At 68.3% G+C, this 26641-nt stretch carries 21 protein-coding genes and 2 pseudogenes; 15 read left to right on the forward strand and 8 right to left on the reverse strand.

What is annotated here, in order from left to right:
- The first annotated feature begins 7 nt into the window (after nt 1-7).
- The 3 genes from NGR01S_RS05385 to NGR01S_RS05395 all read left to right on the forward strand — a co-directional run bounded on the left by NGR01S_RS05385 (nt 8) and on the right by NGR01S_RS05395 (nt 2469).
- Nucleotides 8-535, forward strand: coding sequence for a hypothetical protein (locus NGR01S_RS05385; protein ID WP_245664444.1), 528 nt, complete (start codon nt 8-10; stop codon nt 533-535).
- A 244-nt stretch (nt 536-779) separates the two neighbouring features.
- Nucleotides 780-1286 carry a copper chaperone PCu(A)C gene (locus tag NGR01S_RS05390; protein ID WP_063035175.1) on the forward strand — a complete coding sequence of 169 codons (507 nt, stop codon included), beginning with the start codon at nt 780-782 and terminating at the stop codon, nt 1284-1286.
- Nucleotides 1279-2469 (forward strand): Dyp-type peroxidase, encoded by a 1191-nt coding sequence (locus tag NGR01S_RS05395; RefSeq protein WP_063035070.1) that lies wholly within the window; start codon nt 1279-1281, stop codon nt 2467-2469. Before NGR01S_RS05390 ends, NGR01S_RS05395 begins: the two co-directional genes overlap by 8 nt.
- A gap of 46 nt (nt 2470-2515) precedes the next feature.
- On the opposite strand, the gene NGR01S_RS05400 is transcribed toward NGR01S_RS05395, so the two are convergent.
- Nucleotides 2516-2821, reverse strand: a complete 306-nt coding sequence (locus NGR01S_RS05400; protein WP_174551666.1) for a hypothetical protein — start codon at nt 2819-2821, stop codon at nt 2516-2518.
- Nucleotides 2822-3116: 295 nt separating this feature from the next.
- Here NGR01S_RS05400 and NGR01S_RS33125 point away from each other — a divergent pair.
- Nucleotides 3117-3257, forward strand: a pseudogene (locus NGR01S_RS33125) (hypothetical protein); the annotation flags it as partial.
- A gap of 173 nt (nt 3258-3430) precedes the next feature.
- On the opposite strand, the gene NGR01S_RS05410 reads toward NGR01S_RS33125, so the two are convergent.
- The 3 genes from NGR01S_RS05410 to NGR01S_RS05420 all read right to left on the reverse strand — a co-directional run bounded on the left by NGR01S_RS05410 (nt 3431) and on the right by NGR01S_RS05420 (nt 7778).
- The gene (locus NGR01S_RS05410; RefSeq protein WP_084480402.1) at nt 3431-4684 is read right to left on the reverse strand and encodes an alpha/beta hydrolase family protein; all 1254 of its coding nucleotides are present in this window, start codon (nt 4682-4684) and stop codon (nt 3431-3433) included.
- A 501-nt stretch (nt 4685-5185) separates the two neighbouring features.
- Nucleotides 5186-6436: a response regulator gene (locus NGR01S_RS05415; protein ID WP_063035074.1), complete on the reverse strand. Its 1251-nt coding sequence runs from the start codon at nt 6434-6436 to the stop codon at nt 5186-5188.
- Nucleotides 6420-7778: an L-serine ammonia-lyase gene (locus tag NGR01S_RS05420; RefSeq protein ID WP_063035075.1), complete on the reverse strand. Its 1359-nt coding sequence runs from the start codon at nt 7776-7778 to the stop codon at nt 6420-6422. The genes NGR01S_RS05415 and NGR01S_RS05420 overlap by 17 nt, the downstream gene beginning before the upstream one ends.
- A gap of 89 nt (nt 7779-7867) precedes the next feature.
- Here NGR01S_RS05420 and NGR01S_RS05425 point away from each other — a divergent pair, with 89 nt between their 5' ends.
- The 4 genes from NGR01S_RS05425 to NGR01S_RS05440 are packed head-to-tail and all read left to right on the forward strand — an operon-like array spanning nt 7868 to nt 12195.
- Nucleotides 7868-8893, forward strand: a complete 1026-nt coding sequence (locus tag NGR01S_RS05425) for an NAD-dependent epimerase/dehydratase family protein (protein WP_218020734.1) — start codon at nt 7868-7870, stop codon at nt 8891-8893.
- Nucleotides 8893-9960, forward strand: a complete 1068-nt coding sequence (locus NGR01S_RS05430; RefSeq protein WP_063035077.1) for a dihydrodipicolinate synthase family protein — start codon at nt 8893-8895, stop codon at nt 9958-9960. Before NGR01S_RS05425 ends, NGR01S_RS05430 begins: the two co-directional genes overlap by 1 nt.
- A complete protein-coding gene (locus NGR01S_RS05435) occupies nt 9957-11282 on the forward strand; it encodes an MFS transporter (RefSeq protein ID WP_063035078.1) in 1326 nt (441 codons plus the stop codon). Before NGR01S_RS05430 ends, NGR01S_RS05435 begins: the two co-directional genes overlap by 4 nt.
- 10 nt (nt 11283-11292) lie before the next feature.
- Nucleotides 11293-12195, forward strand: a complete 903-nt coding sequence (locus tag NGR01S_RS05440) for a Gfo/Idh/MocA family protein (RefSeq protein ID WP_063035079.1) — start codon at nt 11293-11295, stop codon at nt 12193-12195.
- Here NGR01S_RS05440 and NGR01S_RS05445 read toward each other — a convergent pair.
- The gene (locus tag NGR01S_RS05445) at nt 12171-13082 is read right to left on the reverse strand and encodes a dihydrodipicolinate synthase family protein (RefSeq protein ID WP_063035080.1); all 912 of its coding nucleotides are present in this window, start codon (nt 13080-13082) and stop codon (nt 12171-12173) included. The genes NGR01S_RS05440 and NGR01S_RS05445 overlap by 25 nt on opposite strands.
- Nucleotides 13083-13133: 51 nt before the next feature.
- On the opposite strand from NGR01S_RS05445, the gene NGR01S_RS05450 reads away from it, so the two are divergent.
- From NGR01S_RS05450 to NGR01S_RS05470, 5 genes are all read left to right on the forward strand, one after another.
- Nucleotides 13134-14381: a M20 metallopeptidase family protein gene (locus tag NGR01S_RS05450; protein WP_063035081.1), complete on the forward strand. Its 1248-nt coding sequence runs from the start codon at nt 13134-13136 to the stop codon at nt 14379-14381.
- 168 nt (nt 14382-14549) lie between these two features.
- Nucleotides 14550-16559, forward strand: a complete 2010-nt coding sequence (locus NGR01S_RS05455; RefSeq protein ID WP_063035082.1) for an APC family permease — start codon at nt 14550-14552, stop codon at nt 16557-16559.
- Between the two features lie 316 nt (nt 16560-16875).
- Nucleotides 16876-17568 (forward strand): TerD family protein, encoded by a 693-nt coding sequence (locus NGR01S_RS05460; RefSeq protein WP_281179713.1) that lies wholly within the window; start codon nt 16876-16878, stop codon nt 17566-17568.
- Nucleotides 17569-17699: 131 nt separating this feature from the next.
- A complete protein-coding gene (locus tag NGR01S_RS05465; protein WP_157107136.1) occupies nt 17700-19814 on the forward strand; it encodes an oxidoreductase in 2115 nt (704 codons plus the stop codon).
- 412 nt (nt 19815-20226) lie between these two features.
- Entirely contained in the window at nt 20227-21681 is a 1455-nt protein-coding gene (locus NGR01S_RS05470; RefSeq protein ID WP_084480403.1) for an MFS transporter, read from the forward strand.
- Between the two features lie 133 nt (nt 21682-21814).
- Here the strand turns inward: NGR01S_RS05470 and NGR01S_RS32295 are convergent.
- Nucleotides 21815-21895 (reverse strand): annotated as a pseudogene (locus NGR01S_RS32295) (MspA family porin); the annotation flags it as partial.
- Between the two features lie 152 nt (nt 21896-22047).
- On the opposite strand from NGR01S_RS32295, the gene NGR01S_RS05480 reads away from it, so the two are divergent.
- Entirely contained in the window at nt 22048-22791 is a 744-nt protein-coding gene (locus NGR01S_RS05480) for an SDR family NAD(P)-dependent oxidoreductase (protein ID WP_063035085.1), read from the forward strand.
- A 28-nt stretch (nt 22792-22819) separates the two neighbouring features.
- Here the strand turns inward: NGR01S_RS05480 and hsaA are convergent, their stop codons facing one another.
- Nucleotides 22820-23986: a 3-hydroxy-9,10-secoandrosta-1,3,5(10)-triene-9,17-dione monooxygenase oxygenase subunit gene (hsaA, locus tag NGR01S_RS05485; RefSeq protein ID WP_063035086.1), complete on the reverse strand. Its 1167-nt coding sequence runs from the start codon at nt 23984-23986 to the stop codon at nt 22820-22822.
- A 187-nt stretch (nt 23987-24173) separates the two neighbouring features.
- Nucleotides 24174-25067, reverse strand: a complete 894-nt coding sequence (locus NGR01S_RS05490; RefSeq protein ID WP_063035087.1) for an IclR family transcriptional regulator — start codon at nt 25065-25067, stop codon at nt 24174-24176.
- Nucleotides 25068-25214: 147 nt separating this feature from the next.
- Between NGR01S_RS05490 and NGR01S_RS05495 the strand changes: the two genes are divergently transcribed.
- Entirely contained in the window at nt 25215-26150 is a 936-nt protein-coding gene (locus tag NGR01S_RS05495; protein WP_063035088.1) for a helix-turn-helix domain-containing protein, read from the forward strand.
- Nucleotides 26151-26641 lie beyond the last annotated feature (491 nt).

The following is a 26641-nucleotide window of genomic DNA, read 5'->3' on the forward strand; positions in this document are numbered from 1 at the left end:
TCAAAGCGTGCCAGCCTCCGGACCGACCCCCGCGCACCTGCGCGGCGCGTTCGTGGGCGCGGCGTCGGCGACGGTGAGTATCGCCGCCCACGCGGCCGGTGGCGGTGTGGTCACGCTCGGATGCGCGGCGACCGTCCTGCTGTCGGCCGGGTGCGCGCTCGCCGGTGCGCTGGCGTTCTCGCTGCGCCCGGGACACGGACCGGTGTCACTGATGGCGCTGCTCGCGCTGGGGCAGACGATCGGCCACAGCGCGCTCGCCGTCGCCCCGGGGCACCACCACGGCGTGATACCGAATGCACCGATGCTGGCGGCGCATCTGCTGGCGATTCCGGTGGGCGCCGTACTCATCCATACCGCGGAACGTGCCGTCCGCTGGGCGGTCTCGCGGCTGCAGAAAGCACTGCGCGAGCACGCCTTCCACGGCTTCTCACTCCCGCGCGCCACAGCCGTCGCGGAATCGGATCAGCGAGCGGCCCGGCACCCACTCCTGTCCTCGGGGTCCGGGACCCGCGGACCGCCCCTGCTGCCCGCCTAGCATTTTCGCCCGCGGCTCCCCGATCCGTATCCGGATCCGGTGCCCGGGCGACCACGCGTCGACAAGCCCGTTCACCACTGCCCCGCACGACGCGGCACACCGGCCCGCGTCGGCGCCGGTGTGCGCCGACGACCGTCGTCGGTACCGGGCTGCGGCCGCGTCGGCACATCCCGTCCTCGATCGGAGTAGACCCATGCCATTTCGTCCTCCGGCGTCCCCTGCGGACGCCTCCCCCTTCCGTGTCCTGCGCGCGGTCGCCGCGGCGACCGCGGCGCCACTACTGATCCTCGGCTGCTCTTCGGCAGGCGACGTCCCGGCCACCGCCGCCGATTCGGTGACGATCAGCGACCAGTGGGCCAAGGCCGCCGACAGCGGCATGTCGGCCGCATTCGGTGAACTGCACAATGCCGGCGACCGGGAGGTCACGGTCGTCGCGGCGAGCAGTCCGGTCTCCGCCACAGTCGAATTGCACGAAGTGGCCACCGACAGCGGCGGAACACCGTTCATGCGCCCCAGGGCAGGCGGCTTCGTCATCCCGGCCCGCGGCGAACTGAGTCTGGTGCCGGGCGGGGAGCACATCATGTTCATCGGCCTGCACGGTGCCCTGCGCACCGGAACCGATGCCCCGATCACCCTGACCTTCTCGGACGGATCCGCCACCACCTTCACCGCGCAGGTGCGTGATTTCTCCGGTAACCAGGAGGACTACCGGCCCGACGGCGGGGCCCAACCGCCCGCGCACAGTGACTGAGCGCGCCCGGCCCGGGGTGGCCCGGCGCCGCTTCCTCGGCGGCAGCGCCGCCGGTGCGGTGGGACTCGGAGTGGGTGCGGCGGTATTCGCCGGGGCGCGCGGGTCCGGCGCCACAGGCCCGGCGACCGAACCGTTCCACGGCGCCCACCAGGCCGGAATCGCGACCACGCCGCAGGCCCACGCCACCTTCGTCGCCATGGATCTGCGTCCTGGGACCGCGCGCGACGATATCGTGGGCGCCCTGCGGATCTGGACCGACGACGCCGCCCGTCTCACCCAGGGTCGGCCCGCCCTGGCCGATACCGAACCGGAACTGGCCGCACGGCCCGCCCGGCTCACTGTCACGATCGGGCTGGGCGCCACGGTTTTCCAACGCTGTGGGCTCGAGGCGCGGCGCCCACCCTGGCTGGCGCCGTTACCGCCGTTTCCCATCGACCGGCTCGACCCCGGCTACTGCGGCGGGGACCTGCTGTTGCAGGTATGCGCCGAGGAGCAGACGACGGTGTCGCACGCGGTGCGGGTGCTGTGCCGGAGCGTGCGATCGCTGATGTCGGTGCGCTGGGTGCAGCGCGGCTTCCGGGACGGTCCGCCCGGTGGCACGCCCCGGAATCTGATGGGCCAGATCGACGGCACCGCGAATCTCACGTCCGGTCCCGATTTCGATCGGCTGGTGTGGGACGACGGGGCCGCGCACCCGTGGCTTGCCGGGGGGACCTCGCTCGTAGTGCGCCGGATAGCGATGACGTTGGACACCTGGGACGAGATCGACCCCGCCGCCCGGGAGTTCACCGTCGGCCGGACTCTCGGCACCGGCGCACCGCTGACCGGTACGGAGGAATTCGACGAACCGGATTTCACCGCGGTGGACGCGAACGGGATCGCGGTGATTCCACCGTCATCGCATATCGCCCGCGCCCATCACCGGCACGACGGTGAACGATTCCTCCGGCGCGCCTACAACTACGACGACGCCCCGGACCCGGCTGCGATCTCGAATTCCGGCCTGCTCTTCGCCGCCTACCAGCGCGATGTGCTGACCCAGTTCCTGCCCGTCCAGCAGCGGCTGGCCGAATTCGACGCACTCAACGTCTGGACGACTCCGATCGGCTCGGCGGTGTTCGCCGTGCCGCCCGGAGCCCGTGGCGCCGACGAGTACATCGGCCAGACCCTGTTCGAAACGTGAGCCGGTGGCCGATGCCGGTGCCGGACATCGGCATCGGCCATCCGGATCAGGTCCAGAGCACCGCGATCAGCACATTCACGATCGCCAGACCGCCCGCGGCATCCGGCATCCACGTGGGATCCTTGCCGCGCTTGACGTCGGCCCGGCTCATTTCGGCGAAGGCGGCCACCAGCACGGAGATCACCAGCTTGACCCCGATCTTCACCATGTTCAGATCTTTGTCCAGGGAGGTCAACGACTCCGCCAGGCCGACCAGCACCACCCCGGTGATGAGCTGCGCCCGGGCACCCCAGACCATCACCGCGTTCACGGTGGGCCGACCGGCGGCATATCCGCCGACCACCGCTGCCATACCGAGCAGATGGGTGACGACTACGACGTTGTAGACAATTTGTGACACGTTCACGTGCAAGATCCTGCCAAATACGGTGTCCGTGGGACATTCGGGCATCGGGCGGCCGACTATTGGGACGACATGGAAATGTCAGCGGTCTGGCCTGCGGATACGACAACCGTGTCAGGAACAGGCGACACGCGATGTCAGTAGCCGACGACGGGTTCTGCCGGACGGCATCGACGCACCAGCCTGCGGAACCGGCCGCGCTGGTGAACTGTCCGTCACGGGTCTACTGCTGGGAAATTGTGGCGTGTTCGCCGGTCGCACAGGCCCTGATGAGCCCGAAATCGGCTACGAGATCCGCCTGTCCCGTCAGGGGCAGGGGTTGGCCGGCGAAGCTGCTCAGGCTGTCCTCGACGAAGCACTGTCCAGCGGCATACCGCGGATCTGGGCAACCATCCGCCCACACAACACCGCCTCGCAACGCGTCGCGACCCGGATCGGCATGCAGCACCACAGCGTCGGTACAGACAGCAAAGGACGACTGCTCTACCTGGTATCACCCCCACACAGACGCCGGCCGGGTGAGCGTCCCAGCAGGATCAGGGATCATCGGATAATCTCTCATCCCCGACCGCCGGATCCGAACAGGCCGACCTCGGTGTCGAATCGATCGGGTAAGGGGTGGGGCAGCATTTCGGGTTGCGCCAGGCTGGTGATGGTTCCGACGATATCCGTTCCGATCCGTCCGAAGGCGGCGTCGAAGTAGGCGCGCAGATAGTCGCGCTGCAGGTCGATCGACCGGTCCGGGTCGATACCGCCAACGGTCCGGGTCACGGTGTCCGCGGGTAAAAGACCGGCCGCGGCGAGTTGCGGCAGAATCGCTTGCTGGTCGCAGAAGGACATGTGCTCGGTGCCTTCCATACGCAGCGGGATTTTCAGCCCGGTGTTGTTCGGCCAGCCCGGCTGCCAGCCCGGGTCATCCGACCACGGATAGTTCCCACTGGCCAGCATCAGCAGCGGCCGGTCGAGGCCGTCGGTAGCGACCGAGCCGAGGATGGGGCCGTCGAGGTTGGCTCCGGCGCGGATCCGGGGATCGTCGTGGATCGCCTGGGCGGTAGTCGATCCGCCGAGTGAATGGCCGAACATCCCGACCTTCGACAGATCCAGGCGGGCGGCCAGTGCAGGCGGAAGTACCTGTTGAGAGTCGGGGCCGCCGGCGGCTTCGGCGAACCGGTCCAGCACGAACCGGGTATCGGCGACCCGGGTCGGTAACAGGAGGTCGCGCAGCACTTCCTGCGGAGAGTCCAGCGCCACCTCGGTCACTGTTTCCCGGCCGTCGGGGAAGTGGACCGAGAACGCTTCGTGGGTGTGGTTGATGGCCACCACCGCGTAGCCGTGGCCGGCGAGATCCTCGGCTTGGGCGGTACTCCAGCCGGTGGTGTCGGTCATTCCCGGGGATTTCAGCAGGATCGGAAACCGGCCGTGACCGGTCAGGGCGGGCGCGTCCTGGTGGCTGTGGCTGGGCGCGAGAATCCAGCTTCCCTCGGGTACTCCGAGTTCGTCGAGATAGGCGTTCTGCGCCTGTCGGCCGCCGGACGGCATCCATGGCGCCGCCGGCGCTCCGCGATCCACGGCGGCGGGGTACCAGATTTGGACCATCAACTCCCGCCGCTGATCCGGATGCCACGGGTCAGCGCGGCCGGAATCGACCAGATGCACTTCGGTGACACCCACCGAATACGGCCCGGTCGGGGCAGGAAGCCTGAGCGCCACCGCCGCGGCCGGCGGCGCCGGGTCGGTATACGCCACACCGGCATTACCTGTGACGGCCGCCAGTACGACAGCCAACACGAGCCCGAATCGTCGTAACTTCATGCGCGTCAACGCAACCCCCAAACCACGCTACTGTTGGCCGGAACCCTACAAGATCGGCCAGCGCCCTCACAGCGTAGTGGCGTGAGTCTTCATGAATGGGCGGTTGCTGGACGAAACCGCTGCGGTAATCATCGCGGACCAGCAATGATTACCGCAGGGTTTGTCCGAGAACGCCACCAGACGCCGGCGATATCGATCGTCCACGGGCACCGGCGCCGAACGAGCGAGCATCCACTACCGGCCGAGTCGCCCGGTGATCCACTTGGGGGGGCCGAGCACACAACCTCGGCCGGAAACCCGCCGCGGTGACCGGTCGACCAGGGACGCGGCCGGCCGGGTGCCCGTCCGGCCGGCACCGTAACCGAGACGAGTTGGGCGGCGTGCGATCCAAGGCTCCGCCGCGATCGCGCGACGCTGTCGAACTGGTGTCGCCCGACTCGAGCAACGCCGGGCCGTCCTCCCCCACCTCGGCAGAGAACAGGATCGGATCCGGGCGCGCCGTTACGACTCCAGGCGCACCGCGTAACGCACGGCCGGACGCCCGGCGCCACTGCCGACGGTGCCGACCGGTTGCGCCAGACCCGACCGTTCGAGCTGTTTCAATGTCCGGCGCGCCGAACGGCGTTCGATGCCCAGGGCGGTGGCGATATCCGCCGCGGTGACCTCGCCGCCGGGGTGGGCGGCGACGGCGGCCTCGAGTTTGACCAGTGTCGCCCGGGACAGCCCGGCCCGGTGGGCGGCGACGTGCAGGCTCACCGGTTCCTCGGCCCGGGTGGGATCGGACTCGGTCTCGGTGATCACGAAGTCGCGGCCGGAACCCACCGATACGATCGCGGTGAACGGGCCCGCGGTACGGCATCGTTCGACCGCCCGCCGGGCCAGTGCCTCGGCGTCGGCGGCGGATCGGCCCACACCGAGCCCGATCCGCACCCAGTGGTGCCGTTGCGCGAGTTGTTCGAGCAGCGGCATGACCGTCCAGTCGCAGGTGTGCTGGGCCAGCACACCACGGGTGCTGACCAGTACATAGCTTGCCGGGCCGACCGGGAACAGGCTGCCGGCCAGCGCGCGGATATCGACGGCGAGCCGGTCGTCCGGCTCGGGTAGTTCGATCACGCCGAGGACGACCTGGGCATCGGAGGAGATCCGGCCCGCGAGTTCCATGGTCACCGTTTCGAGCGCGGTGCGCACGGAGGCGATCGCGGGGGCCAGGCGGATCGTGTAGACGTCGTCGCGAATCAGGTCGTACACCGACCGGACACAGGTGATGGCGACCGCGCCCGGCCGGGTGCGGGCGTGGTCGCGATGGAACTGCGCGAAGCGCCGCACATCGGTACCCCGGCGATACTCGGCGGTGGCGATATCGGCGGTGGCGATCCCGACATGGGACAGGCTCTCGACCACCAGCGGGCGGGCCAGCGTATCGATGGAGATACGGGCCGGATCGTGCCCGGCCGACATCAGCTCCACCAGGGCGCCGTAGAGAGTCGCTCCGGTGTAGTCGATATAGGCGGCCGGTTCGGTGAGCACCCCGGCGGCGTGGGCGAGTGTGTAGGGGATGACACCGGTGAACAGCAGGGCGTCCACGTCGGGGCGGGCCGAGATCACCTCCACCGCCTGCGCCTCGTTGCGGTAGGTCAGCGGTACGACGCGATGATCGGTGAATTCCAGTGCGGCAACACGTTTGACCAGGGAAACCAGATCCGACGGTCCGACCACGCCGATCCGGTAGGCGTGCTCAGCATTCGACGACATTGACGGCGAGGCCCCCCATCGATGTTTCCTTGTACTTGGACTGCATGTCCGCTCCAGTTTCGCGCATTGTCTCGATGACAGTGTCCAGGCTGACCCGATGTGTACCGTCACCGGCCAGGGCGATCCGCGCGGCATTGATGGCCTGGACGGCCCCGACCGCGTTGCGTTCGATACACGGGATCTGGACGAATCCGCCGACCGGATCGCAGGTGAGTCCGAGATTGTGTTCCATCGCGATCTCGGCGGCGTTCTCGACCTGAGCCGGCGTACCGCCGAGCACCTCACACAGGGCGCCGGCGGCCATGGAGCACGCCGACCCGACCTCCCCCTGACAGCCGACCTCGGCGCCGGAGATCGAGGCATTCCCCTTGTACAGCGCACCGATCGCCGCAGCGGTCAGCAGGAAACGCCGGATCCCCGCCGCATCGGCGCCCGGGTCGAAGCGGTCGTAGTAGTGCAGTACCGCGGGGACGATACCGGCCGCGCCGTTGGTGGGGGCGGTGACGACGCGGCCCCCGGCGGCGTTCTCCTCGTTCACGGCCATGGCATAGGCGTTCACCCAGTCCAGTCGGTGCAGGGGGTCGGCACCGGCGCCGGATGTGGCGAGCCGGCGGGCCAGGTCCGGGGCGCGGCGGCGGACGGCCATCGGCCCGGGGAGCCGCCCCTCGGTGCGCAGGCCCGCGGCCACACAGTCGCGCATGGCCGACCAGATGCGGTCCAGGCCCGCGACGATATCGGCGTCCGGCCGCAGCGCTCGTTCGTTGGCCAGCACGAGAGCGCTGACGGGCAGGCCGGTTTCGGCCGTGCGGGCGAACAGTTCGGCACCGGACCGGAACGGGTGGGGCACCACGACCTCGTCCGGCGACTCGGGCGGGGCCGCGGCATCGGTGACGAATCCACCCCCGATCGAGAAGTAGGTCCGCTCGCGTCGGGTGCCGTCGACGAGGTCGGCGGTGAATATCACGGCATTGGGATGGCCGGGGTGCCGGATCGAACCGTCGAGTACCAGATCCGCCTCGGTGAACGGGATCGTATGCCCGCCGGGCAGGCCGAGCAGGCCGGTCGCGGTGACCGCCGCGTGCAGCCGGGCCGGTTGCCAGGGGTCGACGGTTTCCGGATCGGCGCCGTGGAGGCCGGCGATCACCGCGGAATCCGATCCGTGCCCGCGGCCGGTCGCGCCGAGGGAACCGCACAGCAGGACGCGGACCCGGCGGATTCGCGTCAGGTCCGTGGTCGTCCCGAGTCCGGCGACGAACATACCCGCGGCCCGCATGGGGCCCACGGTGTGTGAACTCGACGGCCCGATACCGATCGAGAACAGGTCGAACACGCTCACGGTCACGGTCCGGCGACTCCTTCCTATTGCACTTTCCCCCACAGTCGCCCATTATTACGGTCCTGACCGAAATAGTCCATCCGAAGAAGGGCCGATTGATGTTCGCGGATGAGAAGGAGCTCGAGCGGGAGCTCGGCCGGCCGGGTGCGGGGCTGGTCGCGGAAGCCGCCACATGGGAGGGCGATGTGATCGTCCTGGGTGCGGGCGGAAAAATAGGAACCGGTGTCGCCACCATGGCACGTCGCGCCTTGGACGAGGCGGGACGCAAGGAGGTGCGGGTGCTGGCCGCGTCGCGCTGGACCGATGAGGGGTCCAGGGCGCGTATCGAAGCGACCGGAATAGATACGGTCACGACCGATTTATCGGATCCGGCGGCGGTGGACGCGCTTCCGGACGCGAGCAACGTGGTCTTCCTGGTGGGCGCGAAATTCGGGACCTCCACCAATACCGACGAAGCCTGGATGACCAACACCGTGCTGCCCGCCTATGTCGCGCGCCGGTACGCACACTCCCGGATCACCGCGCTGTCGACCGGCAATGTCTATCCGCTGAGCTCTCCGATGACGGGTGGTCCGGTGGAAACCGACGAAACCGGACCGGTCGGCGAGTACGCCATCACGTGCCGCGGCCGGGAACAGGTCTTCACCCATGGCGCCCGCACCCGGGGCACCCGTGTCGCGCTGGTCCGGCTGAACTACGCGTGCGAACCGCGCTACGGCGTGGTCTCCGATATCGCGCGCCGGGTACACGCGGGTGAGCCGGTCGACCTGTCGATCGGCGCCGTGAACGTGGTGTGGCAGCGCTACACCAACGAAGTCGTCCTGCGCACTCTCGGTCACGCCGACACGAGCCCCTTCCTGCTCAACCTGACCGGTCCGGAAACCGCTTCGGTGCGCGGTATCGCCACCCGGCTCGGCGAAGAACTCGGCGTCACACCGGTCTTCACCGGCGTGGAAGGAGAGACGAGCCTGCTCAGCAATGCCACCAGATGCCACACCCTCTTCGGCTATCCCGACCGCACCCTGGGCGAACTGATCCGGATGCAGGCCGCCTGGATCGGGGCGGGCGGACAGCTGTGGAACAAGCCCACCAAATTCGAGCGACGCGACGGGAAGTTCTGATGCGCGGACAGTTATCCGCGGCCGAGCACGCGTTGCTGCACCGGGGCACCGTCATCCCGGCGCACCCGCTCGCTCTCGACAGCACCCGCCACCTCGACGAACGTCGTCAGCGCGCGCTCACCCGCTACTACGTCGACGCGGGTGCCGGTGGGATCGCGGTCGGCGTACATACCACGCAGTTCGAGATCCGCCGCCCCGAGATCGGTCTGCTCCGGCCCGTCCTGGAACTCGCGGCGGCCGAACTCGACGCGCGAGCCGCCGACCGCCCCTTCCTGCGCATCGCCGGTGTCGCCGGACCCACCGGCCAGGCCGTGGCCGAGGCGGAACTGGCCCGTGCACTCGGGTACGGCGCGGTACTCGTCTCCCCCGGCGGCCTCGCCGACCGGGACCTCGAGTATCTGCTCGACCGCTCCGCCGCGGTCGGCGAGGTCCTGCCGGTGATCGGGTTCTATCTCCAGGAAGCGGTGGGCGGCCGCTACCTGCCGCGGGAGTACTGGCGGCGACTGGCCGACCAGGATTCCACCATTGCGGTGAAGGCGGCCCCGTTCGACCGCTACCGCACTCTCGAATTGGTTCAGGGCATCGTCGACTCCGGGCGCGGTGATCAGGTCGCGCTCTACACCGGCAACGACGACAATATCGTCGCCGACCTGCTGACCCCCTACGAGCTGCCCGGTCCGGACGGGCCGGTGTCCCGGCGTTTCGTCGGTGGTCTGCTCGGTCACTGGGCGGTGTGGACCCGGGCCGCGGTACAACTGCACGAACTCGTCGCGCGGGCCTGGGCGGGCGACGCGCAGGCGCGCACCCGGGCGCTGTCGCTGGCGGCGGCGGTCACCGACGCCAATGCCGCGGTGTTCGATGTGCGCAACGACTTCGCCGGGGTGATCGCGGGGGTACACGAAGTGCTCCGGCGCCAGGGACTGCTCGCGGGCACCTGGTGTCTCGACCCCGACGAAGGCCTTTCCGACGGCCAGGCCGCCGAACTCACCCGAATCTCCGACGCGTACGAATGGTTGCGCGCCGAGGACGGCTTCATCGCCGCCGGATCAGAAGGATGGATGTCATGAGATCGACCGCAGTCGAGGCGCCCGCGTTACCGGGTGCCGAGAAGGGCAGCCGGGCGAAGAAGGCGGTGTTCGGGGCCTGGCTCGGCTTCTACGTCGACCTCTTCGATATCTATCTCCCGGTGATCGTGCTCGCCCCGGCCTCGGTGTACTTCCAGGCCACCGGGGTATCGGCGGGGACCACCGCCCTCATCAACGGGTCGGTGTTCGCCGCGACCCTGATCGGCCGACCACTGGGCGCGATGCTGTTCGGACATCTGGCCGATAAATTCGGGCGGCGCCGGATCACTGTCGTCTCGGTAACCGGTTTCGGTGTGACCACCATGGCGATCGGCCTGCTGCCCGGCTATCAGCAGATCGGCATCCTCGCCGTGATCCTACTGATCGCGCTGCGCTTCATCGACGGAGTGTTCCTCGGCGGTGAATACACCTCCGCCACCCCGACCGCGCTGGAACAGAGCGCGAAAGAACGCCGCGGCCTCAACGGGGCGATCATCTCCACCGGCTTCCCGCTTGCCTACTGTTCGATCGCGCTGATCACCCTCGGTCTCCTGCAGATCATGCCGGCCCAGGGTATCGACTCCGCCTACGTGCAGTGGGGCTGGCGGATCCCCTTCTTCGTGGGCGCGGTGCTGTCGGTCGGTTTCGCGATCTGGTACGCGCGCAATGTCGAGGACAGCGACGAGTGGCAGCAGTCGGAGAAGGTGAAGACCCCGCTGCTGGAACTGTTCAAGGGCCGGTCCGGCCGCGACTTCCTGCAGGTGTTCGTCCTTACCACCGGCCTGTGGTTCACCAGCTATATGCTCACCACCGTCCTGCCCGGCCTGATGAAGAGCGAAGCCGAACTCAGTCCCAATGCCACTACGCTGGCGCTCGTCATCGCGAACGCGATCGTGGTGGCGGTGTACATGGGCAGCGGTCTGCTCTCGCAGAAGGTGGGCCGGCGACCGATGCTCATCGCGGGTGGGTTGCTGTGCCTGTTCGTCGCACCCGTGCCCTACACCTTCATCGCCTCCGGGACCGTGCACAGTTTCGGCACGGTCCTGCTGCTGCTGATCTCGGTGACGGTCCTGATCAGTGTGCCGTGGGGCTGTCTGACCACCTACCTCACCGAGCGGTTCACTCTCGGCGTCCGGGCTTCGGGGTACGGTCTCGGTTATTCGCTCGGCATGGTGATTCCCGCCTTCTACGCCTATATCCAGAGCGGGCTGTCGGCCTTCATGCCGTTGCCGTACACGGCGGTGGCGCTGCTGTGTTTCGGTGGACTCCTGACCGTCGTGGGTGCCGTGCTCAGTCCGGAGACGCGGGACGTCGATATGAAGTGAGGGAGATCGTATGCGCATCGGTTTCGCCGGAGTGGCCCATTCACATCCTTTCAGCGACGCGCGCAACGCGCGGACGCTCGGGGTGGACGAGCTGGCCGTCTGGGATCCCGACGACCACTCCCGGCGCGCGGACTTCGCCCGGGAATGGCAGGCGACCGCGCACGAGAGCCTGGCAGATCTCCTGGACCGGAAACCGGATGTCGTGATCGTGACGCCGCGGCCACACCGGATCGCCCCGGTGGTGGCGGCGGTGCTCGACCGCGGAATCGCCTGCTTTCTCAACAAGGTTCCGGCGGCCGATATGGCCGGACTGGCCGCGCTGGACGCGGCGGTCGGCGCCCGGTCCGGCCGGTTCTGCACCGGCTCGGTGCTCAGATTCGCCCCCGGAATCCGGGCGCTGGCCGCGGAACTCGCCGGCCAGGAACCGATTGCCGCGCATGTTTCGGTGCGGCACGGCATCGGCGCGTTCACCACCGCCGCCCGCCGCTGGCAGGACGATCCGGCCGACGGGGGCGGTACCGCCGTATCGATGGGATTGCACGCGTGGGAAATGCTCGACTCGGTCCTGGAACGGGAGGTCACACCGTTGGGCGGGGTGACCTCCCGTATCCCGGGCAGCGTCACGATCTCGGAGAACACCGCCGCGCTGCACGCCGTCGCGGCCGGAGGGATCCCGGTGAGCGTGGATATCGTCGGGGCGGGCACCGGGGAGTGGTACGAGGTGGTGGTACACACCGAGGCCGGGATCCGGCGGGTAGCGCTCGACCATCCGGACGGTCTCGGCTACCTCGATTGTCTGCAGGCGGTACTGGCCATGGCCGAGGGCGCGCCGCCGCCGGTGCCATGGGCGCGGAGCCGGGCGGTGGTGCGGACCACGCTCAGGGCGGCTCAGTTGGCGCGAACCGGCAACTGAACGGTCGTGAGCGCCCGGTGGACGCTCAGGACCTGCTCCCGCTCATCGTCCGGGAGTGCCGGCGCGTAGGGATCGGTGAGCAATTCGCCCGGCAGCGATCCCTCGGCTCCGGCGATCCAGGCCATACGCTGCACGTATCCATCCATCGGCTCCCGGAATGTCGTCGCCGCGAGGGTATCGAGACGCCGGGTGGCCGCCAGGAACGCGGGCAGATCGTTGCCGGTGAAGGTATCGAGTACCGCGCGCGTGATACCCGCCGCGGCCGCGGCGATCCCGACGAGCGCGGCCTCGGCACCCCAGGTGAGCGAGGCGCCGAACATCCGGTCTTCGCCGGTGACGGCGAGTTTGCCGTGCTCACGGACCAGCGCGATCCGGTCCTGGCAGGCGATCGCGTCGGACAGCCGGGCCAGTTTCACCGCGGCCACCGCCGGATGGGTGACGACGGCGGCGAAAACATCGTCGGGATACGGCGCGGTGTAGAGGTCGAACCCGATCAGCGGCAACCCGCCTGCTTCCCACAGCCGGTCGAGGTGGCGCCGCACCGCCCCGGCGTCACCCGGTGCCGGGAACACCAGCACTGCTTCGGCACCGGCCGCCGCCGCCACCCGGACCTCCTCGGCGGTCACCGCACCGGCGACGGTCGCGGCGCCCGCCCGGCGGGCCGCGCCGATCAGTTCCGTACGCACTCCGGCGGGCAGATATGGGCCGCGACCGGTGTGCGCGGCGATCGCCAGCCCGTCGGCTCCGGCGGTGACGAGCGCACGGAAATAGTTCTCCGCGAACTCCGGCCGTGCCCGGCCCGCGGAATCGAAAGGTGTGGCGGGTGCCGCGTACAGGCGACCACGTGCCCCGGCGGCCCAGTCGCGTGCTTGTCCGAACCACTCCATGCCGCCAACCCTATCCATACCGGACCGATCGTCCCCGAACAGGAGTGACCGATGACCGTTTCGATTGCCGATGCGATCCTGTTGCGTCGCGAGTTGCACCGCAACCCGGAGGTTGGGCTCGACCTGCCGTGGACCCGGGCGCGCATCCTGCGCGCGCTGGACGGACTCGGCCTCGAGGTGTCCACCGGGACCGCCACCACGTCGGTCACGGCGGTCCTGCGTGGCGGCGCGGTGCGCGGCGGCCCGGCTCCGGTGGTCCTGATCCGGTCGGATATGGACGCGCTCCCGGTCACCGAGTCGACCGGGTTGGACTATGCCGCCGGCAACGGCTCCATGCATGCCTGCGGGCACGACCTGCACATGGCCATGCTGGTGGGTGCCGCGCACCGGCTCACCGCCCGGCGCGCCGAACTGGCCGGGGACGTGGTTTTCGTCTTCCAGCCCGGCGAGGAGAACTGGGGCGGGGCGCTGACGATGCTGGCGGAAGGCGTACTGGACGCGGCGGGCCGACCGGTGGATGCCGCGCTGGGCCTGCACGTGTTCTCCTACGATCTACCGCACGGAGTTTTCGGAATGCGCCGCGGGCCGATGATGTCGGGTTCGACTACGTTCACCGTCTCGTTCACGGGTAGCGGTGGGCACGGTTCGGCACCGCAGACCGCCCGGGACCCGATCGTCGCCGCCGCGGCTTTCGTTTCCGCGCTCCAGACGGCGATCACCCGCACGTTCGGGATGCTGACCCCCGTGGTTGCCACGGTCGGCCAGATCAGTGTTGGTCACAGCGGGAATGTCATCCCGGATACCGCGCAGCTCAGCGGTACGGCCCGCGCGTTCACCGCGGCGGATTCGGCCCGGTTGCGGACCCTCGTCACCCGGGTGGCCGACGGTGTGGCCGCCACCCACGGAGTCGAGGCGGACACCGAACTGACCGAGGTCGCGATCCCGACCGTCAGCGCCGATACCGAGGCCGATTTCGCGATCGCCGCGGCCCGGCGGCTGTTCGGAGATTCCGCGGTCGAGGTGATGGAACATCCGTGCACGGCCTCCGAGGATTTCTCGTGGTTCCTCGACCGCGTACCCGGGGCGTTCGTCCTGCTCGGCGCCTGCCCACCCGGCCGTGACCCCGCATCGGCACCGTCGAACCATTCACCGTTCGCCGTATTCGACGATGCCGTGATCGAACGCGGGATCCGCTTCGAAACCGAATGGGCGATCACCCGGTTGGACGCGCTCGCCCCGGTTCGCCCGGCCGCGGCCGCGCGTAGCGTCCGGCGGGGCCAACCGGTCGCCGACCGCTGAGATACCCGGCGCGCGCAGGCAGCAGTGCGGCCCCGGCGTACCGGAACGGACCCGCGGACAGGTGGTCGGCGCACCCGGCGAATCGCCCCTCCGCCGGCGCGGCGGGACCGGCGAACTGGAGCCGCTCGGACTCTATTGGCCGGTGCCGCACGGATCTATGCTTCAGAAGTGGCCGTTGTCGGCGTCGTCAAGCGACTGCTGGTAGGGCCCGCGTTACGTACCGAACGCGAGCGGGGGCAATTGCTGCCCAAGTGGCTGGCCCTTCCGGTGTTCTGCTCGGATCCGATCTCGTCGGTGGCCTACGCCACCGAGCAGATCCTGCTGATAGTCGGTCTCGGCGGCGTCACCTACCTGGGATTGGCCGCACCCGTCTCGGTGGCGGTCGGGGTACTGCTGGCGGTGGTCGTGCTCTCCTACCGGCAGACGTGCCATGCCTATCCCGGTGGCGGCGGGGCGTTCGTGGTCAGCATGGACAACCTCGGGGAGAAGGCCGCGCTGACCGCTGCCGCGGCCCTGCTGGTCGACTACGTGATGACCGTGACCGTGTCCGTGGTGGCCGGGGTTCTCGCCATCACCTCACGGTTTCCGGCTCTGCAGCCGTATGCGGTCGAGCTCGCGGCCGGTGGTGTGATCGTGCTGGCCGTGGCCAACCTCCGCGGGGTGAAGGAGAGCGGGAAGGCGTTCGCCGCTCCGACCTATGCATTCATTGTGCTGGTCTTCCTGCTGCTCGCCACCGCGGCCGCCCGGGACGTGTTCGGCGTCGGGATCCCCCTCGCGTCGGGGGCCGGTGAGCAGCTGGTCGCGCGCGAACCGACCGGCGGATACCTGACCGTTTTGTTGGCGCTGCGGGCATTCGCGTCGGGCTGCACCGCCCTGACCGGTGTCGAAGCGATCAGCAACGGCATTCCGTCCTTCCGCCCACCCAGGGCCCGCAATGCGGCCACCACGTTGACGATCATGGGTGCGCTGGCCATCGCCATGTTCACCGGGCTCACCGCTCTGGCATTGAAAATGCATGCCCGGGCCTATCCCGACGGCTTCCCGTCGGTGATCAGCCAGCTCGGTGCCGGAATATGGGGAGCGAATTCGATAGCGTTCCTGCTCTTCCAGCTCTCGACCGCGGCAATTCTGATCCTTGCCGCCAATACCGCATTCAACGGTTTCCCGGTCCTGGCCTCGATCCTGGCACGGAACCGGTACCTGCCACGGCAGCTGCACCACCGCGGTGACCGGCTCGTCTATTCCAACGGTGTGCTCCTGCTCGCGGGCTTCGCGGTCGTGCTGATCATCGGTTTCGACGCCAATATCGACAAATTGATCCAGCTCTACATCGTCGGGGTGTTCACCTCGTTCACACTGAGCCAGACCGGTATGGTCCGCCGCTGGCAACGCCTCCGCGCGCAGACCTCCGAGCCGGTGACCCGCACCCGTATGCGCCGGTCACAACTGATCAATCTCACCGGCGCGGTGACCACCGGACTGGTCCTGATCATCGTTATCCGCTACAAGTTCGCCGGCGGCGCCTACCTGGCGATCATCGCCATGGTGGTGCTGTACGCGATGATGAAGGCGATCAATGTCCACTACCGCCGGGTCGGTGCGACGATGTCGGTGCCCGAGCACGCCGAACTCGTCCAGCCCAGCCGCAATCATGCGATCGTGCTGGTCTCCCAGGTCAACCGACCCACCGTATTCGCCCTCGGGTACGCCAAGCTCACCCGTCCGGACCGGATCACCGCACTGTCGGTCGCCATCGACGAACCCGAAGCCCGGCGGCTCCGCGACAAATGGGAGCGGCAACACTTCGACATCCCGTTGACGATCGTCGAATCCCCCTATCGGGAGATCACCCGGCCGATCCTCGGCTATATCCGCCGACTACGCCGCGGTTACCCGCGCGATGTCGTGACCGTCGTGATCCCCGAGCACGTCGCCGGACACTGGTGGGAACAACTACTGCACAACCAGAGCGCACTGCGCCTGAAGACCCGGTTGCATTTCGAACCCGGGGTCGTCGTCGCCAGCGTGCCCTACCAGCTGCGGCCCGCCCTCGGCCCGGAGCCGGCTGCGGACACCGAACCCGGACAGCAACCGGATATCCGGGCAGCGACGCCGGTGACGAGCCGCAGCCGTACCGGTACCGATCCGACGGTAGGGTCGAAGCGTGACGATCGGTGAGGGGGAACCACATGCCCGGCCCGACCCGCCCGGCCCATCCGCCACCGCGGAACACCTCCGCCGGGCCGTTTGGTCGGCGAATGCCGAATCCGCGCGCGCCACACGCGTCGCGCACGAGGCGGGGTTCGGGTTGAGCCGGGACTCGATCGAGCTGATCGAGTTGCGACGCCGAGTCCTTTCTATCGCCGACACGCTCGACCGCGGCGACAGCACGCACATAATCGAGCACCCCGCGAGTGCGGCCGGAGCGTCATCGCACCGGCACGGTTCACTCCACGGCACCGCGGAACCCGGTCACGGACCGACGTTCCGGTCCGTGCCACGTCTGGACACCGCAGCGGTGAGAACCGCGGATCCGGTACCGATCCCCGCGTCCACGACTCCTCTCGGCGGGCACCATACCGGGGGTCGTACCGAAAGGAAAGGAACCGGCAGGGGCGTCGCTCTCGCCGAGGGCGGCAATGTCTCGCTGTACGAACAGGCTCCGAACCTGACCGCGGTCGCGGTCGGGCTGGGCTGGGATGTGCGCGCCACCGCCGGCACGGACTTCGATCTCGACGCCAGTGCCCTGGCCACGGGTCCAGATCGAAAAGTACTCTCCGACCGGCATTTCGTCTTCTACAACAACCTGCGCTCCCCCGAGGGCAGCATCGAGCACACCGGCGACAACCGCACCGGTGAAGGCGAGGGAGACGACGAAGTGATCAATGTCGACCTCGCGGCCACACCACCGACGATCACCAATATCCTCTTCCCCGTCTCCATCCACGACGCCCACGCCCGGCAACAGTCGTTCGGCCAGGTACGCAACGCGTTCATTCGAATCGTCGACCGCGCCACCGGCGCCGAACTCGCCCGCTACGATCTGACCGAGGACGCCTGCTGCGAGACCGCGATGGTCTTCGGTGAGCTCTACCGCCACGGCGACGAGTGGAGGTTCCGTGCCAGCGGGCGAGGTTACGCGTCCGGACTGGCCGGGATAGCCCGCGACCACGGCGTCGATATCTGAGTCGCGGTCGCGATGATCATCCGGAGGTTGCGGCCGGCGATGGTGATGGCGTGGCCGCGGTCGCCGGTCGGGGTCTCGGTGATCGAGAACGGTTCGTCACGTGACTGCCTCGGCGATCTAACTTCCTACTCGTGACCCGCACGCAGACCTTTCCGCACCTCCTCGCTCCCGGGACCATCGGTCCGATGACCCTGACCAACCGCGTGGTCATGCCGGCGATGGATATGAACCTCTGCGACGACGGCGAGATAGAGCAGGGCGATATCGACCATTTCGCCGCCCGCGCGGCCGGCGGGACCGGGCTGATCATCACCGGCGCCTGCGCTGTCGCCTATCCGATCGGGTGCGCGAGCACCAAGGAACCCGGTCTCTCCGAGGACCGCTTCGTCCCCGGGCTGCGAGAGCTGGCCGACGCCGTCCACGCCGCGGGCAGCAAACTATGCGTGCAGATGACACACCACGGCAAAATCGCGCGTATCGACACCGTCCAGGGCCGGCCGCTGCTGGTCCCGTCGGCGCCGGGCGCGCCCGCCGATCTGTCCGCACTGGCGGACAACACCCCCGATGAGCTGCAGAAGATGGGGGCCGTCACCGGTGGCAGGCATGCCACATATCATGAGGCGACGAAGGACGATATCGACTGGTTGGTGCGCTGCTTCGCCGCGGCCGCCGCCCGGGTGCGCGACGCCGGTGCGGACGCGGTCGAGATCCACGTCGCGCACGGCTATGTGCTCGGCGGCTTCCTGAGCCGGGCGGACAACAGGCGCACCGACGAATACGGCGGATCCCTGGAGAACCGGGCGCGAGCGGCGGTGGAGGTGATCCGCGCGGTCGCGGCGGAGGTCGGCGATTCCCTCGCGATCCTGGTGCGCGTCGCCGGGCGTGAATTCGGCGAGGACGGCGCGCTGACCACCGAGGAGGCCGTGGCGGCCGCGGTGCTGTTCGAGGCGGCCGGCGCCGACGCCCTCCACATCACCGGATGGGGGCGCAACCCGTTCTCCAATTTCACCGACGGCCCCCTGCCCGATGAGGTCGGCGCCTATACCGAACTGGCGGCCGAGGTGAAGAAGGCCGTGCGTATTCCGGTGATCGCCGTCGGCCGGATACTCCCGGAGGTCGGTGAGAAGGCGATCGCGGAAGGCGCGGCCGACTTCGTCGCGATGGGGCGCCAGCTACTCGCCGACCCGGAACTGGTGAACAAGCTGCGCGCGGGAAGTCCACAACAGATTCGCCCCTGCATCAATTGCTATGTGTGCGTGCAGGAGAACTTCTGGGACGACACTCCCCTGTGCGCGGTGAATCCCGCGCTGGGCAGTGAATCGCTGCTTCCGCTGGTGCGCGCCGATGCCCGCAAGCATGTCGTTGTCGTCGGCGCGGGTCCGGGCGGACTCGAGGCCGCCCGGGTGGCCGCCGAACGCGGGCACCGGGTCACGGTGCTGGACAAGTCGGATCGGCTCGGCGGCACCCTCTGGTTCTCCGGCCTCACCACACCCGACAACCAGCGACTGCTGAAGTGGCTCACCGTTCAGGTCGACCGTCCGGATATCGATATCCGCCTGAACTCCGAAGCCACCGTATCGTCGATCCGGGCGCTGAACCCGGACGCGGTGGTCGTCGCCACCGGAGCGGTGCGCGGGCGTCCGGCGGTGCCCGGTAGCGAGCTACCGCACGTGCACACCGGCGACACCCTGCGCGCCCTGCTGACCGGTTCCGGGGACGTCGCGCGGGTATCGGCACTGCTGCGGGTCATCGCCACACTGGGCAAACTCTTCGGTATCACCAAGAGCCCGACCGCGATCCGCGCCGTCACCCGCAGGTATCTGCCGATCGGCAAGAACGTCGTCGTGATCGGTGGGTCCCTGGTAGGACTGGAACTCGCGGAATTCCTGGCCGAACGTGGGCGTAACGTGACGTTGCTCGAGGAAGGCCGGCAACTCGGCGTGCCGATGGCGATGCCGCGGCGGTGGACTGCCGTTCGCCACGCAAGTGCGGCGGGCGTGCGACTGCACCGCGGTGCCACGATGCTGCGGATCACCGAATCGGACGTCGAGTTTCGTATCGGGGACCGGGTGCAGACCACACCGGCGGATATGGTGGTCGTCGCCTCCGAGGTTTCGGCGCGAGCACCGCTGGCCGAGGCGCTGGCGGGGACGGTTCCCGAAATCCATGTGGTGGGGGACGCCGCGAAGGTCGATTACATCCAGGGCGCGATTCATTCCGCGTGGGATGTCGCGACCGAGTTGTGAGTTCTGGCGACTCGTTTCACCAGAAACAGCGCGCGCCGAAAGGGTGATTACACGCTGTTCTCACAACCGTTCGGCCAATTCTGTCATCGGCCCGAAAATTGGCCGTTTCGCGCTCCGACGCGGGCCGCCGCAGGACGATGAAGTCATGCGCTGCGACGGGCCGGCGGAGCGCATGACTTCATCGGCGATCATCGGCCCAGCCACGTCGAGAGCCTCGAAAACCTCTCGTCACCGGCTTATTCGGCGATGGCGATGTCATCGGCCGGAAGCATCGCCGTCACCGCTGATCAACCGGCCGTCCGACGACTCCCGCACAACGAGACCACATCCCTGCTGTGCTGTGCGTCACTCTAGCCTGTGCCGACGTGGCGGATTTTCCCTCCGTTTCACGAACGCTCTCTGGAGGAATTCCATGACGACATTCCCTGACCCGGTGGCCCCGGTCGGTCCGGCCCCCACATCCGGACGCTTCGCCAGGAAACGTTCCACGGGGACGATCATCACCATTCTGGTACTCGTCGAGATAATCAGCGCATTCGAATCGTCGATGGTCTTCGCCGCGATCCCGACACTCATCCGGGATTTCGGCAGTGATGCCGGTACGGTCGGCTGGACGGTCACCGCGTTCCTTCTGGTGGCGGCGGCCGCGGCGGCCGTATGCGGTCGTCTCGGTGATATGTACGGTCGCGAGCGGGTTCTCGTCGTGATCCTCGCGGCCACGGTGGTCGGTTCCCTGATCAGCGCGCTCGGCGACAGTATCGGCGCCATCATCCTCGGCCGCGCCGTCCAAGGCTTGGCCGGCGCCATCCTCCCCCTGTGTGTCGGGCTGGCCCGTGAACATCTGTCGAAGACGAAGATTCCGGTTGCCGTGGCCGTCATCTCCGGAACGGCTATCGCCGCGGGTGCCGCCGCGGCCTATATAGCCGGCCTGATGATCGACTACGCCAGCTGGCATATGATCTTCGTCGTCGCGGCGGTGTACGCCGCCTGCATGCTCGCCCTGGTGCTGTTCGTGCTGCCCTGGCGGCCCCCCACCGGGGCGACGCAGAAGATCGATTATCTGGGCGCCCTGGTCTTCGCACCGGCCATCGCGGCAATCCTGCTGGGTATCAACAAGGTCAGCGCTTGGGGCTGGACCGACGGCAAAACCCTCGGCCTGATCCTCGGCGGATCTGTCGCCCTGCTGCTGTGGGTACGCTGGGAACTCCGGGTGGCGGATCCGATCGTCGATGTCCGGATACTCACCGATCGCCCCCTCGCCTTGACGATGCTCGCCACCGTGACGCTGGCCGCGGGCCCCTTCGGTATCGGCAATATGGTCAACGCGCTGATCCTGCAATCCCCGCAGGACGCACCGTTCGGCATCGGTATGTCACCCTCCGACGCCGGTCTACTGACCTTCGCCGGCGCGATGTTCGGTTTCGCCTTCACCCCGCTCAGCGGCCGACTCACCCGCACCGTGGGATCCCGGATATCGCTGCTGATCGGCGGCCTGATCTATGCGGCGGGTTGCGTACTCACCTACTTCTCCCACCATTCGATGCTGGGGATGTTCGTTGTGCTGGTGTGTGTCTCGGTCGGGGCCTCGTTCGCGTACACCGCCCTGCAGAACCTCATCGTCGAGACCGTGGCCGTGGAGAACACCAGTGAAGTCGCGGGGCTCAATGCCGTCGTTCGCACCGCCGGACAGGGCATCGGTACCTCCGTCGCCGGTGCGGTGCTGGCGGCGACCGCCGTCGCCGGGGTCAACACCGCGTTCGGTCTCGACGCCGTCGTCACGATCATGCTCGTCGGCACGGTACTCACCGTCGCTCTCTCGCTACTGATCCGACGCGGCACCGTCTACACCACCTCCACCGGGACATAACCGATCCGGCGTCGCGCCCGGGGCCGTGTCACAGCGGCTCGGCCCCGGGCCGCCGGCTCGTCGAGGTGTGGACCGGCAGTGGCCCTTTCCACCCGGTCGGCGGAAAGGGCCACTGCGGATTCCCGAGGGTTCGGCCGAGGCTGAACGGGGCTCCGTACAGGGGGGTTTTCGAATAGTGGTCGCCGATGATCTCGATCACCGTGTACGACCGGCCGCCGAAGTGGTTGCGATCACCCGCGCACGCCTCTCGTCCGGGCTCCACCGATGGACCGCGATCCCGGCCATCGAGACCACGATGCCGGAATGCCCGAGGCGACGGCGAATATGAGCGGATCGGTTCCTGACACCGTCTACTAGAGGAGCGCTGTGAAACTGCAGAACAAGGTTGCGATCGTCACCGGCGGAGCCGGCGGGATCGGCCGCGCGATCACCACCGTGTTCATCCGACAGGGAGCGAATGTCCTCTTCGCCGATATCGACCGGGACCGCGGTGCCGCGCTCGAGGCCGAACTCGGCGCGCGGTCACGGTTCCTGCCCATCGATATTTCGCAGCCCACCGCCGCGGCCGCGATCCGCGATGCCGCGATCTCCGCTTTCGGTGCTGTCGACATCCTGATCAACAATGCGCACGCGTCCCGGCAGGCCCTGCTGGTGGACACCACAGCCGAAATGTTCGACCTGTCGTTTCGTACCGGCTTCTTCCCTACCGTGCAGCTCATGCAGGCCTGCTACGAGGAGTTGAAGAAGTCGAGAGGTGTGGTCGTCAACTTCGCTTCCGGATCGGGGCTCGACGGGATGCCGAAGCAGACCTCGTATGTGGCGGCCAAGGAGGCGATCCGCGGCGTGAGCCGGGTCGCGGCCAACGAATGGGCGCCCGACGGTATCCGGGTGAACGTGGTCTGCCCCTTCGCCGCGACCGAAGGAGTGACCGCCTGGGGCGCGCAACATCCGGATCAGGCGGCCGCGGCCGTATCGAAAGTACCGCTGGCACGAATCGGGGACCCCGAAAACGATATCGCCCCGATCGTCGTCTTCCTGGCCTCGGAAGAGTCCCGGTACATGACCGGACAGACCGTGATGGCCGACGGTGGCATGATCCAGCTGCGCTGATCGGGCGGCCGGCCCCGCACGGACCGGGTCAGACGAGATTGTCTTCCACCGGTAGCCCCAGTGCGCCCCGGCCGTACAGGGCGAGAGCGCGTTCGGGCTCGTTGGCGACGTGCGCACTACCGGCGTGCGCGTCCCGCCAGGCCCGCTCGATCGGGTTCCCGCGGTGCAGTGAATTGCCCCCGGCCGTCTTGAACAGGAGATCGATTGCCTCCAGGCAGCGTTCGCCGGCCCGCACCTGATCGCGGCGTGACCGCAGGCGCATCCACGTCGGCAGCTCCGCACCGGCGCGGGCCAGGTCCCACAGATCGCCGAGGTTGCGCTCCAGCTGGAGGGTGGCCGCATCGACCTCCGACGCGGCTCGGGCCACAGCCACCTGGGCGAACGGGTCTTCGGCGAAATGGCCACCGCCGAGGCTGAGCCGTACTCGTTCCCGCATCTCGCCCAGATACGATCCGTAGCAGCCGGCGACAATACCCACGATCGGGACCGTGACGGCGTAGGTGAAGATCGTGGCGAACGGCAACCGATAGAGCGGACCCGTGTTGACCTTCTGACCCGGTCCGCGCAGCTGGGCGGTCTCGTAGTTGCGCACGACCCGATGCTCCGGAACGAACGCTCTGTCCACCGTGATCGCCTTGCTCGCCGTACCGCGCATTCCCACCACGTCCCAGACATCCCGAATGCTGTAGTCCCGCTCCGGAACCAGCGCGGTCATGAAGTCGACCGGCCGGCCTTCGGCTCCGAAGAGCAACCCCCCGAGCAACGCCCACGACGGGTGGTCGCAACCCGACGAGAACTTCCAGTGGCCGGTGAGCTCGTACCCGCCGTCCACCGCCACCAGCTGCCCCGTCGGCGCGTACGCCGAGGACACCGGCACCGAGCTGTCGGCACCCCAGACCTCGTCCTGGGCACGCTGGTCGAACAGCGCCAGATGCCACAGATGCGCACCCAGCACCGCCGTCAGCCATCCGGTGGAACCACACGCCCCGGAGACTTCGCGCACGATCCGGTAGAACTCCACCGGATCGCCCTCGGCCCCGCCGTAGCGTCCGGGCTGCAACATCGCCAGGACACCCGTGCTCCGCAATTCATCGATGGTCCGGCGGGGGACGTGTCCCGATTCGTCGACCTGCCGCGCCCGCGCGGCGAACACCGGTAACAGCTCGCGCACCGCGTGCCGGACATGATCGGTCATCGGGAACTCCTGAGGATTCGGCCGGTCGCGGCGATGGTATGTGGAGGTGCCCGCCGGGATGCCCGGCCAGGTCTCGTCCAGCGGGACCCGGCAGGTCGGTACCGCGGTCCGGTCATCATCTCCGCGAAGAGTCCGGACGAACCGGGGGCGATCGGCGGTCCGGAGTCCGCGGTAGGCGCCGCGCGCCCTAGAGCCACTGTCCGGATTGAACCGCCAACAAGCGGTCGAGCGCCTCGGCGGACCAGCTGGTTTCCGGCTGTGGCACAGGTTTACGGCCGCGGCGTGGCGCACCGGATTCGGGATACAGGGTCCGCGACACCTCCCGGGCCGCGTGGGCGACCAGTGGGGCGACCCGCTCGAGCTGTGCGGTGCCGGCGTCACCGCACAGCGAGATGCCGGCCGCGGGGCCGTCGAGCCCGCGGACCGCCACACCGACACATGAGATGCCACGCACCGATTCACCGCGTTCGAACGCCACACCGTTGCGCTGACGGATTCGATCGAGTTCCTGATGCAGGGTCACCAGATCGGCGATGGTGCGTTCGGTGCACCGGTTCAACCGACGCCGATAGAGGGCGTCGACATTTTCCGGGTCCATCCAGGCCAGCATCGATTTACCACCCGCAGTGGAGTAGGCCGGGCCACGGCCACCCACCCGCGACGGGAGAGAAGCCGCGAACCGGCCGCCGACCTTGTCCAGGTAGACGGTCTCGCCACCGTCGAGCACCGAGAGATGCACCACCATCGCGGTACGCATATGCAGCTCGTGTAGCAGCGGCGCGGCGGCGGCACGGACCTGGGCATGGCCGCCGCTGCCGCCACCGAGTCCGAGTGCCCGCCGTCCGAGCCGGTATCCGAACGAGGTGTGTTCGACCCAGTGCGAGCGGACGAGTTGATCGAGGATCCGGTGCACGGTCGAGCGCGGCAGCAGGGTCCGGGATACGACTTCTTCGAGTGGCAAGCGCGCCGTAGGGCTGTCGAACGCGTCGAGGATCAGCGTCATACGTTCCACCATCGACGGCGGCAGATCATGCCGCGGATTCTGTATCGGAGACACCGAACCCGTATCAACGATCGTCATCGAGCCTCCAACCAACCCGGCCTCTGCGTTGAGCAGGCAGAAAAACTGAAATGAATTCTAATTATAGCGGCGACTCAGGCCACCGGAAAGATCCACATGGGCGCGGGCCCTGGACGCTACACAGGGCGACTCACCTAGGGTTGGTCGATGGCTGATCGTTCGGTGGATGCGGCGAAGCGCGACCAAAGCGCCTCGCCGCCGACCACGCGCGTGATCGACATCATGGATTTCCTGGTGCGGCACCGGGGTGTGCAGCCGGGCCTGTCCGAAGTGGCGCGGCGCTGCGGGATCAGCAAGCCGACCTGCCTGGGGATTCTCACCGAACTCACCGCTCGCGGCTACCTCCGCTGCGACCCCGACACGAAGACCTATCGGCTGGGTCCGGCGATGGTCACCGCGGGCCGGGCGGCGCAACGCGATTTCGCGCCGGAGCCGGCGGTGTCCGAGCGGCTGGCGTCGCTCAGCCGCCGGTTCGACGCTCTGTGCGTCGCCTCGAGTCGAGTGGGCGACGAATTCATGGTGCTCGAGGTCGCGGCACCGCCGGGGCCGCGTCCACCCGTCGACGTGGGACAGATCTTCCCGGTCGCCCTGCCGACCGCGCTGATGTACTTGCTGTGGCAATCCGACGAAGCACTCGAACAGCTGGTACGGGCGGAGCATACGTGGATGGCCGGGGTCGACCTCGGCGATCTCCGGCGCATGGCGGTCGAATGCCACACCGTCGGGTACCTCGTCGAGCGCCTGTCACCCACACTCGAACGGGTCTACCGGATACTGGGAAGCACCACTGCCCGTGACCTCTCCCCCGATCTGCGCGGCCTGATCACCGAACTATTGGCGGGCATGGGACGCCGCCGTGTACTGCTGCACGACGAATTGCAGGCCGGCGGCGCGGATTCGACTCATCGGGTCGGGGTCATCGCGGCACCCACCTTCGACAGGTCGGGCGATCAAGAGTTACTGCTGGTCATCAATCTGCAGACCGATCTCACGGTAGCCGAGATCACCGAACGCGGGTCCGCTCTGAAAGCCGCGGCGGACACGCTCACCATCGAACTCGGCGGCCGCAACCCCCACGGGTAGACCTCATCGCCGCAGCCGAATCATGAATCGCGGAACATGCGGTGGTTCGCCGGACCGCCGCCGCGGACGGCCGACGGGCTCTCGTCGCGCAGCCCTCTCGCCCGACCGGCACCGGGCGACAACCGACCTCCCGCAGTGGAACGCACCGTCCGCAGGGTGATCGACGATCGGAGGTTGACCGGCGCACTCGACCGCTGTACCGTGACCGCCAACACAATCTACCGACGCGGTCGAATATTCGACCGGGATCCGATGCCGGAAAGTGTGGTCGGATGTTGGACGGTTTCACCGATCGCACCGGTTCGACCGCCGACGGCGCGAATCGCCGCGCGGCAGCTGCCCGGACCAGCGGCTGCCCAACGATCTCGGTACCGCACCCCGCCGGCCGGTACGGACAGGTCCGAATCCACCCGGTGATCCCGTCCCGAGGACACGATCACCCGCCGAGGACGGCCCAGTTCCCGGCGCTTATCCCGTCAGGATTCCGATTC

Origin of the sequence: Nocardia grenadensis NBRC 108939, from assembly GCF_001613445.1 — a bacterium.
Taxonomy (GTDB): Bacteria; Actinomycetota; Actinomycetes; order Mycobacteriales; family Mycobacteriaceae; genus Nocardia; species Nocardia grenadensis.